General features: G+C 54.4%; 13 protein-coding genes and 1 pseudogene. 10 read left to right on the top strand and 4 right to left on the bottom strand.

The features are described from left to right. Positions 1 to 139: 139 nt before the first annotated feature. Positions 140 to 319 (bottom strand): annotated as a pseudogene (locus POG22_RS10785) (helix-turn-helix domain-containing protein); the annotation flags it as partial. A gap of 183 nt (positions 320 to 502) precedes the next feature. Between POG22_RS10785 and POG22_RS10780 the strand changes: the two are divergent. Continuing rightward, entirely contained in the window at positions 503 to 1615 is a 1113-nt protein-coding gene (locus tag POG22_RS10780) for a hypothetical protein (protein WP_498905203.1), read from the top strand. A 250-nt stretch (positions 1616 to 1865) separates the two neighbouring features. On the opposite strand, the gene POG22_RS10775 is transcribed toward POG22_RS10780, so the two are convergent. Next, positions 1866 to 4001, bottom strand: coding sequence for a transglycosylase SLT domain-containing protein (locus POG22_RS10775; RefSeq protein WP_498905201.1), 2136 nt, complete (start codon positions 3999 to 4001; stop codon positions 1866 to 1868). Positions 4002 to 4227: 226 nt separating this feature from the next. Between POG22_RS10775 and POG22_RS10770 the strand changes: the two genes are divergently transcribed. Next, positions 4228 to 5625, top strand: a complete 1398-nt coding sequence (locus POG22_RS10770; RefSeq protein WP_144053792.1) for a cation:proton antiporter — start codon at positions 4228 to 4230, stop codon at positions 5623 to 5625. Positions 5626 to 5734: 109 nt separating this feature from the next. Here the strand turns inward: POG22_RS10770 and POG22_RS10765 are convergent, their stop codons facing one another. Then, positions 5735 to 6145, bottom strand: a complete 411-nt coding sequence (locus POG22_RS10765) for a BON domain-containing protein (RefSeq protein ID WP_498905199.1) — start codon at positions 6143 to 6145, stop codon at positions 5735 to 5737. Positions 6146 to 6243: 98 nt separating this feature from the next. Here POG22_RS10765 and ilvN point away from each other — a divergent pair, with 98 nt between their 5' ends. From ilvN to POG22_RS10725, 8 genes are all read left to right on the top strand, one after another. Next, on the top strand, positions 6244 to 6762 hold the full coding sequence (ilvN, locus tag POG22_RS10760) for an acetolactate synthase small subunit (RefSeq protein ID WP_063717200.1): 519 nt from the start codon (positions 6244 to 6246) through the stop codon (positions 6760 to 6762). Then, entirely contained in the window at positions 6759 to 7361 is a 603-nt protein-coding gene (locus tag POG22_RS10755) for a GNAT family N-acetyltransferase (RefSeq protein ID WP_498905197.1), read from the top strand. Before ilvN ends, POG22_RS10755 begins: the two co-directional genes overlap by 4 nt. 365 nt (positions 7362 to 7726) lie before the next feature. Further along, positions 7727 to 8347, top strand: a complete 621-nt coding sequence (locus tag POG22_RS10750) for a glutathione S-transferase family protein (RefSeq protein WP_498905205.1) — start codon at positions 7727 to 7729, stop codon at positions 8345 to 8347. Positions 8348 to 8425: 78 nt separating this feature from the next. Next, positions 8426 to 9028, top strand: a complete 603-nt coding sequence (locus tag POG22_RS10745) for a pyridoxamine 5'-phosphate oxidase family protein (protein WP_498905195.1) — start codon at positions 8426 to 8428, stop codon at positions 9026 to 9028. Positions 9029 to 9710: 682 nt separating this feature from the next. Next, positions 9711 to 10220 carry a hypothetical protein gene (locus tag POG22_RS10740; protein ID WP_498905194.1) on the top strand — a complete coding sequence of 170 codons (510 nt, stop codon included), beginning with the start codon at positions 9711 to 9713 and terminating at the stop codon, positions 10218 to 10220. 4 nt (positions 10221 to 10224) lie between these two features. Next, positions 10225 to 11736 carry a protein kinase domain-containing protein gene (locus tag POG22_RS10735; protein WP_498905192.1) on the top strand — a complete coding sequence of 504 codons (1512 nt, stop codon included), beginning with the start codon at positions 10225 to 10227 and terminating at the stop codon, positions 11734 to 11736. A gap of 10 nt (positions 11737 to 11746) precedes the next feature. After that, positions 11747 to 14761, top strand: coding sequence for a UPF0182 family protein (locus POG22_RS10730; protein WP_498905191.1), 3015 nt, complete (start codon positions 11747 to 11749; stop codon positions 14759 to 14761). Between the two features lie 48 nt (positions 14762 to 14809). Next, positions 14810 to 15019 (top strand): hypothetical protein, encoded by a 210-nt coding sequence (locus POG22_RS10725; protein WP_063717193.1) that lies wholly within the window; start codon positions 14810 to 14812, stop codon positions 15017 to 15019. Between the two features lie 38 nt (positions 15020 to 15057). Here POG22_RS10725 and POG22_RS10720 read toward each other — a convergent pair. Next, on the bottom strand, positions 15058 to 15993 hold a 936-nt coding region (locus POG22_RS10720), incomplete at its 5' end, for a tetratricopeptide repeat protein (protein ID WP_498905189.1).

The following is a 15993-nucleotide window of genomic DNA, read 5'->3' as shown; positions in this document are numbered from 1 at the left end:
GAATCCGGCGCTCGCACTTGGGAGATTTTAGCTTCCTTGGCGGCTACGGCTGCCCAATCTGACGACTCCTTTATTGACCTCGTTGCCCAGGCCATGCCTTGGCAGGCTTCGACCTGAGTGAGCATCGCTAAACAGATACAATAATGTACTCACCTCGAAGAGAGCATCGATCGATGGGACAGGCTATCGACTTGTACCAGTCTTTGCGCTCTGCTAAAGCATAGTTCCAAACCCGACGAGAGGTTTCTAGCCACTCGTCATAGGTCTGTTGCTGCTGCTTGGTTAGCGCAAGTTTGTACTGGTAAGTGAGGTTGAGCATCACTGTGACTGAATGCTCGAATGATTGTAGTCTAAAATTGGACTTTCTTTTTTTTATCACCGCCGCAGGACGCAGATTCCTGTAACGGCGGCGACTTGGTCTCGGAGCTTTTAAGCTCCGACGCGTTCGTCCCACGCTTAAAAGACGTGGGCTTTGCTCCCTTTTCTGTAACGGCCTCGTCTTATGTCTAATGCCGATTTTTGGGAATCCGAAGCTACCCGTCAACCTTGGTTTGCATCGAGATCGACCCCTTCAGAACCGGAAAACGCCACCGCCGACTCTACCGTTCCCAACCTTTCGACGACGCTAACCCAACTGCGAGCGATCGCCACCGCTCTGGTTCCCGTCGAAGCCGCCTTAGCCTATCTCAGCACCCTGCGAGAACCGGCCACGCTGGAAACTCGCGTCCGCCAAACCTCGGAAAATACCTCGGTGGAGTCTTTTCGCGCCTCGACTCGAGACTATCTCGACGAACTCGACGAGATCGAACGTCAGTTACAGGGCGGTGAGGGCGAAACCGTCGAGTTGTGGAAGCAGTTACAGGCGACTCACAACGGAATTCGCATCAAACAGCGCAGCGTCGAAGCCCTGTTTTGGCATTTGGCGTCTGGGGCGACGGGAGAACGCAGCGGCTTACACGCCTCGATCGCTCAAATGCGCGATCGCGCCCTGCAAAACGAAGCCGAAATGCAGTACTCCGATATCGAACGTCTCGCTCGACAACTTCCGACGGAAGCCCTGTCTCATCAAGCCGTAGATCTATTCAGCGACGCCGGACAAGCCACCCTCGGTTTGATGCTGGAAATCGAACAGCGTCAGCGGGTTATCGAACGCCTGATCCTCGACGATCGCTCGGTTCCCGTGGCGATTACCGTCTTGTCGATCGTCTATGCTGTGGGCGTTGTGGGCTTTATCGTCCTGTTCGTGTGGCTGTGGGGCGACGGCTTTCTCGTCGAATCCCTCGGCGATCGCAAACTGCCCGTCGTCGGCGTTCCCTGGCCCGTGCTGGCGTGGAGTTTGTTCGGGAGTTTGGCGGCGATCGTCTATCGCTTCATTCACCGCCCCTTTCGCCGTCTCGGAGAAACCGCGAAATGGATGTGGATGCGCCCGATACAGGGCATTTTATTCGGTGGTGCCAGCTATCTGATTGTCGAGGCGGGATTGTCGGTGTTGGTCGATCGCATCGGAGCAGAAACGCCACTTCCCCTCGCCGATCCGACCATTTTGGTCTTGTCGTTTTTAGTCGGGTTTAGCGATCGCCTCGCCGACACGGTCTTTCGCTTCGCCGAGCGGTAAAATTGAATAAAAAAACAATCTCGCCACGCCAGAACCCCGGCATCTCCAAGATGCTGGGGTTCTATAGCAGTCCCAAACGAGTCGTCAAAAATTAAAACACCCGAAAAAATTCGATTCCCTGTTCCCTGTTCCCGATTCCCTGTTCCCGATTTTGTCACACAACTGATTTAGGATTGCTATAGTTTGAAATCCATTTTTCAGAAATACAAACCTCTCTGTTTTCTGTGTCTCTGTAGTAAATTTTCCTCCCCTACAAACGATTTAATTTTTCCTTGATTTCAGGATTGTACAATCGCAAATAATTCCAATAATTCCCCATCACCGAACTAATATATCCCTTCGTTTCGGGGAACGGAATTTGAGAGACGAAAATATCCGGGTCAGAAAAGCCAAATCGCGAGATCCAGTCGTCCACGTTGCCCGGACCGGCATTGTAACTCGCTAGCGCAAATAACGTATTGTTGTTGTATTCGTCGTGGGTGTAATCGAGATATAACGTCCCCAATCGAATGTTGTCGTCGGGATTTTCTAAATCTACGGGGGCGGGTTCCTCGTTTTTCTCCGCAATCCATTCCCCCGTTTCGTAGATAACCTGCATCAACCCCACCGCATCGGCGATCGAGCGAATTTCAGGCATAAATCGCGACTCCTGACGAATTAACGCCACTGTCAACAACGGATCGAGATCTCGCTCTTTCGACCACTTGAGAATCGACTCCTGATAGGGAAATGGATACAGAGCGTACCAATAGGCAAAATCGGCTTTTAATTCCTTATATCTCGCCAGTTCTTCAGGATCGTCGCGCCATCCTAAACTCGTCAACATAAAAATGCTGTCGAGGTAATCTCCCACACTTTGACGCAAAATGCCGTCAGTGTACTGTTCGTCAACCGTGGGATCCATCGGATCGGGAAATTCCACCTGCCAGCGCTTCCAAGCCGCGCGGTCGAACCCCAAAGCGTGCAGTTCTCGGGTGGCGAGAGACCCCGCCGTCAGAGCGGGATGTTTCTGCAAATTGGCGATCGCCGGAGAAATCGATCGCACCGTCGTAAAGTTTCCCACGTTCCAACCCAGCAGCGACGCCGAACGCCACGCATAATAAGACTCGGGATAGGTTTTCAACAGGTACTCGAACGCCGCCCGCGCATCGTTGGGTTTATTGAGAGTCTGCGCCCATTTTCCCACCCAAAACGCCGCTTCCGGGGCGAGGTCGCTATCGGGATTTTCCGTGACGATCTGACGCGCCCAGTCCCAGGCTTTGGCGTAATTCCCCGATTTTGCTCGATCTCGGGCGTTTTCCCAGCGTATTTCGGCAGCCGTGTCGGAACGGCTGTATTGCGTCAAAACTGACTGACGGGCTTGTTGTGCCGAAGTGGAACTGTTGAGTTGCGCCAACGCCTTCGATCGCTCGAAAAGCGCTTCGGCGGCGCGATCGCCAAATCCCGCAATGACGCGATCGAGCAGGGGAATCGCATCTTTGGCTTCGACGAGTCGAGACAGCTTCAAAAGCCCTTCAGCCGTTTCGGTAGCCTCGGGAAACTGACTGGCTAACTGGCGGTAGGCTTGACGGGCTTCCGTTTTGTAACCGCCGAGTTCCAACCCTCGGGCGGTGCGATAGAGGTTGCGGGCGGTTTTGGGGGCTTTGGCGTAAGCTTTCCCCGCGCTTCCGTAGGTGATTTTTTCCCAATACCCGAAGGCGACTCGTTCCCAATCTTCCGGCGTCAGGCGGGAACTGTGAGCGTCTACAAGGCGATCGAGCAGTTCGGTGACGTTTCTGAGGTACAAATGGGTCGAAAGCAGCTTTAACAGCTCGAAATCCGTCGGGTTGGCCTCGAGGCGGTCGAGGGCGATTTCCCCACTGCGGGGATGTCTCGGAAACTCCGCCAAGAGGCGATCGAGATATGACGCCTCAGACTGTCCTAACTCGAAAAGGGCTTCGGCGGCCGCCGGATCGTCGGGGAAATTCGACACGAGAGATTTCAGAGTATCCGTGGCGGCGTCGGCGTTTCCCGCCAGTCGTTGCGCCTGCGCCCGTTGGAGCAATACGTATCCTGCCAAACGCGGGTATTCAGATTCCAAATTCTCGAGGTACGCCAACGCCGTTCGAGCGTCGTCGGCCGCGATCGCCTCCACGGCCAAAACGTAGCGGGCCCGCGATCGCTCGAGTCCCGGCGTTCCCTCGGCGATCGCCACCAGTTTAGCCTGACGTTCGGTCGGGGGAAGCAACAACGCTTGGAGAACCGTCGAGTCTTCGAGAGCGATCGCCACTTCACCGTTCGACTTGCTCGCCGGAATGCGGATGTTCGAGACGACCGCCCCCGTCAACAAAGCACAGACCCCCAGTCCCGCGACCAGAACCCATCGCGTTGTCCGTCGTTTCAGCATCGATCGCCTTACCCCAGAGAGTTTTTTGTCTTGGAAAATTGTAGCAATCCCTCGAGGGCGATCGCCGCCGTTCGCCCGATGAAGGGACGACCGGATAAGGAGATGACGAGACGATCCGACAACAATCCGTTATCAATTGTCAATTCTCAATTGTCAATTCCCTCGCCATTCCTAGTACATTAAACAAGGTATATCGTGACAAAACGGATTCGACATTGGATTAAAGATGACATTATCACCCCCATTGAACTTTCTAATCGGTGTGGGCGATTTTCCCACAATTCTCGCGACCACAACCGAAGCGACACTCGAAGCAGAAGCGGACGGTGCAACAGTTTTAGGTGGCGTTCTTTTAAGTTTGGTCGTCATTTATCTGGCGAGTAAACTCGGTGGCGAAATTTTCGCACGTCTGAATTTACCCCCCGTTCTCGGCGATCTCGTCGGCGGCGTCGTCGTGGGGGTTTCTGTGTTTAATTTGATCGTTTTTCCAGAAACCGGAGCAGAAGCCACCGATTCTCTCGTATTTCGCTTCATTCAAGCCACGAGCGACATTACACCCGAAACCTTAGCCGCCTCGTTCCATGCAGAAAGTGAGGTAATTAGCGTTCTCTCAGAACTCGGGGTGATTATCCTCCTGTTTGAAATCGGCTTGGAATCCGAACTCGGCGAACTTCTCAAATACGGACCGCAAGCTGCGATCGTCGCAGTCGTCGGAGTGGCTGCCCCCTTTGCCATGGGAACCGCCGGACTGATGACGATTTTTCACGTCGCTGCCATTCCCGCCATTTTCGCCGGTGCAGCCCTCACCGCCACCAGTATTGGTATTACGGCGAAAGTTTTGGCGGAGATTAACAAACTCAGCTCTAAAGAAGGTCAAATCATTATCGGGGCGGCAGTTCTCGACGATGTTTTGGGAATTATCGTCCTCGCCGTCGTTGCCAGCCTGGTGAAAACTGGAGAAGTGCAAGTAACCGGCATCCTCTATCTGACGGTGAGTGCTGGGGTATTTCTCATCGGTTCGATTCTCTTAGGACGGCTGTTAGCCCCTTATTTTATTGCTCTGGTCAAAGAGTTGAAAACACGCGGTCCGCTATTGATCGCGTCGTTGATCGTGGTGTTCGTGTTCTCCTATGTCGCTGCTGCGATTCAACTGGAATCGATTTTAGGGGCTTTCGCCGCTGGTTTGATTCTCGGCGAAACGGAGAAGCAACACGAAATTGAAGAACAGGTCATTCCCGTGGCCGATATGCTGGTTCCGGTGTTCTTCGTCGTCGTCGGGGCCCGTACCGATTTGGCGGTTCTCAATCCGGCCGTACCGAGTAACCGTGAAGGTTTAATTATCGCGACGTTTTTAATCGTCGTGGCGATCGTCGGAAAAGTCATTACGGGATATACGATCTTCGGTCAACCCGATACCAACAAACTTGCGATCGGCGTGGGGATGATTCCTCGAGGGGAAGTGGGATTAGTCTTTGCTGCGGTCGGTTCGGCCAGCGGGGCCCTCTCAGAAGCTTTAGAGGCGGCGATCGTGGTCATGGTCATCATCACCACCTTCCTCGCTCCTCCCTTGTTGCGAGTCGTTCTCGAACGAGGGGCTAAACCGGTCGAAGAGGTTCAAAGTTAGAAACAGCAGGGGAGCAAGGGAGCAGGGGAGATAAAGAGGAACTCTTAACGGTCACCCCTCTTCACTCTCCCCTCTCCCCTCTTCACCGATCGGGTTTCCCCATCTCCCGTTACCCGACTTGGACTTGGGAACTGTCTACGTCAGTCGCCCCTTCAACTTGGCTGGCAATACTGACGAGATTGTCGAGAACCTCTCGAGACGGGACGGTTCCTTTCAACACCACCTTACTGCCGAGTTGCGCGACCCATACCGTTTCGATATCGTCTGTATCGGGATCGAGATCGAAGGCTCGAACCACTCGCTTGGCCAGGCCGCTTTGGTCGTATTTGCCGTCGAGTCCCACCCGTTCCGGGGGAATTGGCGTCCCCTCTTCGGGGGGCGTGTCGGAGGCTTCGGCAGCCATCGGAGCTTGAGCGAGTTTTCCTCCAGCTCGTTCGACCGCTTCTTTAATGGGCATCGGTGGAAACTCGTAAGCGGTTTTCTCGTCTTCTTTTCCGAAAATGCGACTCAACCAACCCATACAAAAAGTTCTCCTAATGTTTTTATTTTTCGGCGGCGACACGGCCAATATGATAAAAGTATCGATCCAGGCTCTATGGCATTCTTAAGCAAAAAACAATGAAACATACGCTTTCAGTTTTAGTCGAAGACGAGGCGGGGGTGCTGACCCGAATTGCTGGACTGTTCGCCCGTCGGGGCTTCAATATCGAAAGTTTGGCGGTGGGATCGGCCGAGCAGGGCGGGATTTCTCGCATTACGATGGTCGTCAACGGCAACGACCAGGTGATCGAGCAGATTACCAAGCAACTCTACAAGCTGATTAACGTTATTAAGGTTCAGGACATCACTGACGTTCCCTGTGTGGAACGGGAACTGATGTTGATTAAGGTGAACGCCTCGAGTACGACGCGATCGGAAATTGTGGAACTGGCCCAGATTTTTCGGGCCCGGATTGTGGACGTGGCTGACGATTCGCTGATTGTCGAGGTTGTTGGCGACCCCGGTAAGATGGTTGCGTTCGTTCAAGTCTTGCAAAAATTCGGCATCCGCGAAGTTGCGAGAACTGGTAAAATCGCTCTGATTCGCGAGTCTGGGGTGAATACGGAGTTTCTGCGGCTGTCGGAAATGAAGGTATGAGTGTGAGACGAACCGGCGATCGCCGGTTCGAGCCGTTGAAAACCGAACGATTGATTTTACGGCGGTGGCGTCCGAGCGATCGCGCTCCCTTTGCCGCCATAAACGCCGATCCCCAGGTGATGGAATATTTTCCAAGCCGGTTAACCCCCGAACAAAGCGATGAATCGATCGCTCGTATCGAAGCGCACTTCGATCGCCATGAATTTGGCTTTTGGGCGGTGGAAATTCCCCATGTTACCCCGTTGGCGGGATTTATCGGGTTGTCCGTTCCCCGTTTTGAGGCACACTTTACGCCCTGTGTGGAAATTGGCTGGCGTCTGGGAAGGCAATATTGGGGGCGAGGGTATGCGACAGAAGGCGCACGGGCTGCGCTGGCCTGGGGATTCGAGCGATTGCAGCTTTCGGAAATCGTCTCGTTTACCGTGCCACACAATTGGCGATCGCGCCGAGTTATGGAAAATATCGGGATGACACGCGATCCGAACGACGACTTCCGACATCCGGCGTTGGCAGACACTCATCCTCTGTCTTATCACGTTCTCTATCGGTGCGATCGCTCGGCTTTCGCTCGCTCGCGGTTTTCAAATACAGACCAGTAGAGGATTGCGATCGAACTATTGACAGTAGACAGACTGGTCTATATACTAAAAATATACAGACCGGTCTACACAAAATCGTGAAAGCCAACCTCCATCAGCGTCTTATGGGGAATCTGTTTCCGATAAACTGGGTTTCAAGAAGTCTTCACCACAGAGGCACAGAGGACACAGAGAAGGGCTTGTCGCGTTCGGCAAAACCACTGTTTGAGTCCTCGACTCCGCTCGGACTCAACGCTGAGCGAAGTCGAAGCGTTGAAATTCGGATTCCATATAGCAGTCCCAAATGAGTCGTCAAAAATTAAAACACCAGAAAAAATCCGATTCCCAGATCCGCTGTTCCCTTTTAAATTTTGGAGACCTCTTCTATGATTACGCTCTACGGTCACGAACTCTCGGGAAATGCCTACAAAGCCCGTCTGTTTCTCGAACTGCTGAATTTAGACTACGAATACAAACGGGTCGATTTAATGAAAGGGGAACACAAACAGCCTTCCTACTTGGCAATTAACCCCTTCGGTCAAGTTCCAGCACTCGTCGATGGCGATCGCCTGTTGCAAGATGCACAAGGAATTCTCACGTACTTGGCACGTCAGTACGGTGGTGAGGTCTGGCTTCCCAGCGACGCGATTTCCTTGAGTCGGGTAGTGCGTTGGCTGTCCGTGACGGCGGGAGAAGTGCGTCAAGGCCCTGAAAACGCCCGTTTGTACCATCTGTTCGGGGCAACAACCATTAACATCGATCGCGCCACGGAGAAATCCCACCAGATTTTAAGACAGTTGAATGCGTGGTTGAGCGATCGCGCCTGGTTAGAATGCGATCGCCCTACGATCGCCGACATTGCGGTATTTCCTTACGTTGCCCTAGCACCCGACGGTAACATTGCGTTAGAACATTACCCCCACGTACTGGCTTGGATCGATCGCATCAAACAGCTCCCTGGCTTCGTGGGAATGCGTTGCATCGAAGTCCCGAGTGCAGCCGCCTAATCGGTTCCAAAAACCCGGTTCGCCAACCCAACCGGGTTTCTCGAGGTTCCATTTTTATCCTTTCCCAAAGGAGTCCTCATGGCTCGGAAATTCACGCAAATCGCTTTCACTCCTGCGGTTAAGGCGATTCAAAACAAGTACGGTTCGCGAGAAACATACGCTCGCATGGAAGAAAGCGGTCTCGAAAACGACACGTTAATTCCCCATCTCGCCGAGTTTATCGAAGCGAGAGATAGCTTTTATATAGGGACGACAAACGAGAATGGCTGGCCGTATATTCAGTTTCGAGGTGGCCCCATCGGCTTTTTAAAAGTGCTAGATGAGAAGACGCTGGGATTTGCAGACTTTTCAGGAAACGGTCAGTATTTGAGCGTCGGGAATTTAGAAACGAGCGATCGCGTGTTTCTGTTTCTAATGGACTACGCGAACCGCCGCCGCCTCAAGATTTGGGGACGAGCAAAAGTGGAATGCGATCGCCCCGATTTAGTCGAACGACTGCGCGTTTCCGGCTACCGCGCCCATGTAGAACGGGCGATCGTGATTCGCGTTGAAGCCTGGGATTGGAACTGTCCCCAGCACATTCCTTTGAAATATTCTGAAGAACAAGTCGCTGAAATCATGGCTCCTTTGCAATCACGAATTCGGGAACTCGAAACTCAGCTAGAAAGCTTAACTGATTAGTGTTTTTGTCGAGAAAGGGTAATACGGAACCCGAATTGTAACGCTTCGACTTCGCTCGCTTCGACTTCGCTCAGCGTTGAGTCCGAGCGGAGTCGAGGACTCAACTATTGTTTTTTTTATACGGCAAGCTCTTTTCTGTGTCCTCTGTGCCTCTGTGGTGAAAACTTCTTGAAACCTAGCTTATCAGAATTTAAAATGAGGTTTACTAACCTTTTTTTGAAAATTGAAACGTGACGAGAAGTAGCGATCGCATTTCCAAAATTTCAGCATCCGATTCGCTTTCGCAGTTGCCACAATAGCCACATTATAACACTACCACCAATACCAATTATTATACTAACAATAAAGGTATACTGAAAATAAAGGCAGGATCGAGCAAAATATTAAAAATTGTGAGTTCTCGTGTTTGCTATGAATCCGGGGTTTGAGTCGTCGCGACTGTTACTACCAGCGCACTGTCGGCTTAGCCGACATTGGCAATTCCAATTATGACATTTAGCTTGCGATCGCTCTTGGTTTGTGCGATGTGGATAACACCTTCGGCAATAGATGGCTACTCTCGTTCTCTAGCACAGAGCGCTCCCTGATGTTGATGCCCCCTGCCGTTACCCTCTCCTTTCCCCGAGGCTGGTTAACTTCACGAAGCCTCCCCTGTTAACTCTTCTGAAACTGCCGAATATCAGTGCTTAGAAACTCAGCCCTCACCAGTATTAGTATTAGCGTCGCCCTCGTCCTCACCCTCCCCGGCTGCACCTCCCTGGTTATCGACGAGTACGAAGCGACCGCCCTCACCACCTACACCTGGCGCGTCCCCTACGAAGAAACGACGAGCGACAAACTGCCGCGTTACGAAGAATTTGCCTCCAATTCCGTCCTCAACGTCAACGGAGAACGCCCCGAAGGAGCAGTGGGGAACGCCGACGAAAAAGGGCTGTGGTGGCCGAAACTCCCGCCTCGTCCGACTGTCGAAAACATTGAAGCGCGAGAAACGCCCCGAGAACGACCCGGAACTCCCGAACTGCTGAAGACAGTAGAATATTACATATCCTACGAACAGGGCGGACGCCAGGTGACACTCCCGACGGATTACGCCTCGTACCGACAAGCCGTCCGCGCCCGCGAGGCCGGAAAATCTCTCAAGCTCACCCTCGGAGTCAACGATCGCACGGTGGAAAAAGCCGAACCTCTCTAAGCCTATGGTTTCTCAGCTCCTCAACAACCGTTACCTCGCTCTCGAAACCCTCGGAACTGGGGGTTTCGGACAAACTTACCTCGCCGAAGACACCCACCTGCCCTCGCGACGCCGTTGTGTTATCAAACAACTGCAACAGGTCACGCAAACCCCCGATCGCTACGCCGACGTCTGCACCCGCTTCGAGCGCGAAGCTGCCGTTCTCGAAGAACTCGGAGAGGAACACCCACAAATTCCCCGTCTGTATGCCTACTTTTCCGAAGCCGGTCGTTTTTACTTAGTTCAAGAATGGATCGACGGCGATACCCTCTTGCAACAAGTCCAGCAACGGGGATTGTGGAACGAAGGCGCTGTGGTTCGGCTGTTAAGGCAAATTCTCCCGGTTCTCGACTTCATTCACAGTCGCCACATCGTCCACCGAGACGTCAAACCCGAAAATATCGTCGTGCGCCGCAAAGACGGACTTCCTGTCCTTATCGATTTCGGAGCGGTGAAGGAAGCCGTGAACGCGCCCGAGTTGCCCACCAAATCTTCTGTGGTTATCGGGACGCCCGGATTTATGTCGAGCGAGCAGGCCGCCGGACGTCCGACCTACGCCAGCGATCTCTACAGCTTGGCATTGACCGCCATTTACCTGCTGTCGGGAACGCTACCCCAGGACATTGCCGTCGATCGCCGCACGGGAGAACTGCGCTGGCGCGAGGTGGTGCCGAACCTGCGCGGAAATTTGGCGACGACCCTCGAGCGAGCCGTGCGCTTCCATCCGCGCGATCGCTTTTCAAGTGCCAGCGAAATGCTCGCCGCCCTGACGCCGGGAAACAACCTCTCGTCGATGAAAACGATCGCCGTCGCCCCGGCCGCCCCGTCGCAAGTCGTCACGCAAGTTCGATCGCCGGTGACGATCCCTCAAGTGACGCAACCGCCATCTCGCCAACACCTGCCCCGAACGATAAAACCCACTCAGGCGAAGCCAGGGTTCGGACGCCTTCCGGCCGTCGTCGCAGCGATCGTCGCGGCAGCGTTGGGCGGCCTGGCTATCGGTTGGGAAAGCATGGAAAACGACCGCGAGACCCAAAATCCCCCCGTCCTCGACAAAACGCGCGATCGCCCCGACTCCCCCCAACCGATCGCTCGACCGGCCGTCGATCCGACACCGAACACCGAACCCGACGAACCCGCCGTTCGCGACGTTTCGGCACCCCGAACCGACGAAACGTGGGAAGAGAAAAAGCAGATCCCGAACCCCGAACCCGAGGTGACGCCAGAACCGACCCCCTCCCCCGAGGTTACTCCAGCGCCAGAACCGACCTGGGAACCCCAGATTGAGGAGAACCCGGAAGAACTCACAGACGACCCCGTACCGACGCTGAAAACGCCCTCAGACGCGAAACCCGCGCCGGTGGTCGAGTCGGAGTCTGCCATCGACGAGATCGAGGGTTCCGCGACGCCCGAGTCGAAATCCGCACCCGCTACCGTTCTCGACTGGGGAGACGATCCGGCAGAGGTGACGAGGTAGGGCTGAGGTCATGGTCAAACGCGTGTTTCCCCTGCTCGTCGCGATCGCGGGCGCTATCTTTTGTCTCGATTTCGCCGCGCGGATCGTCGGTGAAGTGTTTTGGTTTCAGGAAGTCGGCTATCTCCCGGTCTTCCAAACCCGACTGCAAATTCAGGCCGCCGTGTGGGTGCTGTCGGTGGGGGCGACCCTCTCGGTCGGTTGGGGAAATCTGCGTTTGGCGCAACGGTTGAAATATCTCGATCGCGTCCAGTTCCCCCGCCAAGCTAACGGAAGCGATCGCTCCAAAACGCCAGCACTCGGCTTGGGGGGACTGCTGTTCGTGGGATGGGGACTGGGATTTTTGCTGTCGTTGATGTTGCTGTACTACAGCGACTTAGCCCTCGATCGCTGGCATCCCGATTGGAACCTTCCCAGTATCGCCGCGACGCTTCCCCAACGCTTCAACGCCATCGAATACCTGCGATCGCTGCAACCGATCGCCGAGTATCCCCTCGCTTGGGGCGTTTTGGCGGTGTTTCCCGTGGTAATTCTCCTGTCGCCCCGTCTCTGTTTGCGGATCTCCACGATCGCCTTGAGTCTCGGCTTCGGCGTCCTGTTACCGGCCCAGTGGGCTCGGATATTGCAAGCGTTTCGTCCGACGGAATTCGCCCAAACCGACCCGCTCTTCGGCCTCGATATTGCCTTTTACAGCTTTCGCCTCCCAGTCCTCGAACTCTTGGAATTTTGGAGTTTCGGCGTTGTCGGCTACTGTTTCGTGGCCGTCACCCTTACCTATTTGCTCTCGGGGGATTCTCTCAGCGAAGGGCGCTTTCCGGGGTTTTCGCGCCGCCAGCAACGCCACTTACAAGGACTCGGCGGCGTTACGGCGATGGTTTTGGCGTTGAGTTTCTGGCTGCAACGATACGAACTCCTGTACTCGGAAGACGGGGTGGTGTACGGTGCCAGTTATACGGACGTTAACGTCACGCTTCCGGCCTATACGGCGTTGGCACTGTTGGCGGTGGCGATCGCCGTGTTGCTGCTGTGGCAAGCGCTGACGGGGGCCTCTCCCTTCGATCGCCGTTCCCGTCGCCGACCGACCTTGGAGGAAAAACTTGCCCCCCGACGGCCGCGAAAAACTCTGGTTCCGCCACTGTACGTTATTTTAGGCGGTTACGCGATCGCCGCCGGTGCGACGACCTGGCTGCTTCCGGCGTTGGTACAGCGTATCGTGGTGCAGCCCAACGAGTTGGCTCGGGAACGCCCGTTTATCGAACGCAGCATCGCCTACACGCGAGGGAGTTTCGATCTCGATAACATCGAAGTCGAAACCTTCAATCCCACGGGAACCTTAGACGAAGCGTCTTTGAAAGCCAACAGCCTCACCATTCGCAACATTCGCTTGTGGGACAGTCGCCCCCTGTTGGACACCAACCGCCAACTGCAACAAATTCGGCTGTACTACAAGTTTGCTAACGCCGATATCGATCGCTACACCATCCGACGCCGACCGACGCCGAACAATCCCCAAGCTAACGAAACGCGTCAGGTGATTTTGGCAGCGCGGGAGTTAGACTACAGTGCGGTTCCCGATCGCGCCCAAACTTGGGTCAACCAGCATTTGGTGTACACTCACGGCTACGGGTTTACGATGAGTCCGGTGAACACGGCCACGCAAAGCGGGTTGCCGGAGTATTTCGTCAAGGGTATCGCCACCGAACCCACTCCCGGACAAGACGATCCGATTCAGGTCACTGACCCGTTGGTTCGCGACAGTATCCCCATCGGTTCGCCCCGGTTGTATTACGGGGAACTGACGGATACTTACGTGATGACCTCGACGCGGATTCAGGAGTTGGACTATCCCAGCGGGGACGAGAACGTTTATAACACTTACGACGGACGCGGGGGAATTCGCATCGGGACGGGGTGGCGGCGTTGGCTGTACGCGGTCTATTTGCGCGATTGGCGCATGGTGTTGACGGAGAATTTTTTACCGGAGACGAAGCTGCTGTTTCGCCGCACGCTCGATCGCCGGGTCAAGTCGATCGCGCCGTTTCTGCGTTACGACGCCGATCCCTATCTGGTAACGGCGGATTTAGACCCGGACAACGACGATCCGAACAAGAACTATTTGTACTGGATTCTCGACGCGTACACCACGAGCGATCGCTATCCTTACGCCGATCCCGGAGACCATTCGTTTAACTACATCCGCAATTCGGTCAAGGTGGTCATCGACGCCTACAACGGCTCGGTACAGTTTTATGTGGTGGACGGCCGCGATCCGATTTTGCAAACCTATCAAAAACTGTTTCCGACGTTATTTCAACCCCTCTCGGTGATGCCTCGGACGCTGCTGCGCCACATTCGCTACCCTATCGATTTGTTCTCGGTGCAGTCGGAACGGTTGCTGATTTACCACATGACCGATCCCCAGGTGTTCTACAACCGAGAAGACCAATGGCAAGTTCCGACGGAAATCTACCGCAACGAGGAGAAGTCGGTGGAACCGTACTATTTGATTATGAAGCTGCCTCAGTCTACCTCGGAGGAGTTTATTTTGCTGCACCCGTTTACGCCGCGACGACGGGCGAATTCGATCGCGTGGCTGGCGGGGCGATCGGACGGGGAAAATTACGGCAAACTGTTGTTGTATCAGTTCCCGAAACAGGAGTTGGTTTACGGGCCGGGGCAAATTGAAGCTCGCATCAATCAAGATCCGGTGATTTCCCAGCAGCTTTCGTTGTGGAACCAGCAGGGATCGCGGGTCATTCAGGGGAATTTGTTGATGATTCCCATCGAGCGATCGCTGTTGTACGTCGAACCGCTGTATTTGGAAGCCGAACAGAATAGTTTGCCGACGTTGGCGCGGGTGATCGTGGCTTATGAGAATCAGATCGCGATGGCACCGACGTTAGATCGGGCGTTGACGGCCATTTTCGAGCCGGAACAGTTACCCGCGCGGAGTATTATTCGGTCGATCGAGGGAATTTTGCCGGGTGCGGGCGATGGAGAGGAGGAAACAACCGAAACAGAGGAATAGGTCGCGCGAGGGTTCGATACAATCGGAGAAACGACGACGGAGAAAGCCATGAGCCGCCAATCGAAACCGGGAACTACTGCAACGATCGCTCTGTACGTGGCGGGATTTGCCCTCGTCCTCGTGGCGATTATTTTGCTGTTGAAGGGAATCGGTTTGTTGGGGAATTTGCCGAATTCGATTTTGTGGGCGATCGGTTTGTTTGCAGCGGGTGCGGGGATTCTCGCCGGGATCGCCAACGTGACGAAACGCAGGCGGTAAGAGTTGGTCACGAATCTCTGGAAATGGTGGAATCGGCTTTAGGATTCCTGTTTCTCGGGATTTTCGATGAGGCGTTGAAAACGCGGGTCGTTGCGAAGTTCGTCGAAGTCGGTGTCAGTTTGTACTAGCTGGCGAGACTTATCGGGATTGAGTTGAAACGCACGTTTTAAGCTGTCGAGAGCGAGTTCGAGGTGGTTCTGTCGCGCATAAATGCAGGCTCTAGCACAAAAAGCACCAAAATCATCAGGTTTGAGTTCGAGAGCGCGATCGAAACTTTTCAAAGCTTCCTCATAGCACCCCAGTTTTCCTAAAGTGTAGCCTCGGTTGTTCCAGGCTAGGTCATCGTCGGGATTGACCTCGAGAGCGCGATCGTAACTGGCCACGGCTTCTTCGTATCGACTGAGGTTTACCAGAGCGTAGCCTCGGTTGTTCCAGGCTAAGTCGTGGTCGGGATTGACCTCGAGAGCGCGATCGTAACTGGCAATGGCTTCTTCGGTGCGACCGAGTTCGTCCAGAGCGTTGCCTCGGTTGTTCCAGGCGAGGTCTTGGTCGGGTTTGACCTCGAGAGCGCGATCGTAACTGGCTACGGCTTCTTCGTATCGACCGAGTTTCCTGAGAGCGTTGCCTCGGTTGTACCAGGCTTCGTCTTTATCGGGTTTGACCTCGAGAGCGCGATCGTAACTGGCTACGGCTTCTTCGTATCGACCGAGTTCGTCCAGAGCGTTGCCTCGGTTGTTCCAGGCTAAGTCGTGGTCGGGATTGACCTCGAGAGCGCGATCGTAACTTTTCAAAGCTTCTTCGTAGCACCCCAGTTTTCCTAAAGCGTAGCCTCGGTTGTTCCAGGCTAGGTCTTGGTCGGGATTGACCTCGAGAGCGCGATCGTAACTGGCTACGGCTTCTTCGGTGCGACCGAGTTCGTCCAGAGCGTAGCCTCGGTTGTACCAGGCTTCGTCATCGTCGGGATTGACCTCGAG

The organism is Geitlerinema sp. CS-897, assembly GCF_028368005.1.
Taxonomy (GTDB): Bacteria; Cyanobacteriota; Cyanobacteriia; order Cyanobacteriales; family Geitlerinemataceae; genus Baaleninema; species Baaleninema simplex.
Note: the sequence above shows the minus strand (reverse complement) of the source record. Positions and strands in the feature narration are given on the sequence as shown.

What these genes read in the sequence shown, in the direction of transcription:
- POG22_RS10780 (WP_498905203.1), top strand. Translation starts at nt 503, where the DNA reads ATGTCTAATGCCGATTTTTGGGAATCCGAAGCTACCCGTCAACCTTGG.
- POG22_RS10775 (WP_498905201.1), bottom strand. Translation starts at nt 4,001, where the DNA reads ATGCTGAAACGACGGACAACGCGATGGGTTCTGGTCGCGGGACTGGGG.
- POG22_RS10770 (WP_144053792.1), top strand. Translation starts at nt 4,228, where the DNA reads ATGACATTATCACCCCCATTGAACTTTCTAATCGGTGTGGGCGATTTT.
- POG22_RS10765 (WP_498905199.1), bottom strand. Translation starts at nt 6,145, where the DNA reads ATGGGTTGGTTGAGTCGCATTTTCGGAAAAGAAGACGAGAAAACCGCT.
- ilvN (WP_063717200.1), top strand. Translation starts at nt 6,244, where the DNA reads ATGAAACATACGCTTTCAGTTTTAGTCGAAGACGAGGCGGGGGTGCTG.
- POG22_RS10755 (WP_498905197.1), top strand. Translation starts at nt 6,759, where the DNA reads ATGAGTGTGAGACGAACCGGCGATCGCCGGTTCGAGCCGTTGAAAACC.
- POG22_RS10750 (WP_498905205.1), top strand. Translation starts at nt 7,727, where the DNA reads ATGATTACGCTCTACGGTCACGAACTCTCGGGAAATGCCTACAAAGCC.
- POG22_RS10745 (WP_498905195.1), top strand. Translation starts at nt 8,426, where the DNA reads ATGGCTCGGAAATTCACGCAAATCGCTTTCACTCCTGCGGTTAAGGCG.
- POG22_RS10735 (WP_498905192.1), top strand. Translation starts at nt 10,225, where the DNA reads ATGGTTTCTCAGCTCCTCAACAACCGTTACCTCGCTCTCGAAACCCTC.
- POG22_RS10730 (WP_498905191.1), top strand. Translation starts at nt 11,747, where the DNA reads ATGGTCAAACGCGTGTTTCCCCTGCTCGTCGCGATCGCGGGCGCTATC.
- POG22_RS10725 (WP_063717193.1), top strand. Translation starts at nt 14,810, where the DNA reads ATGAGCCGCCAATCGAAACCGGGAACTACTGCAACGATCGCTCTGTAC.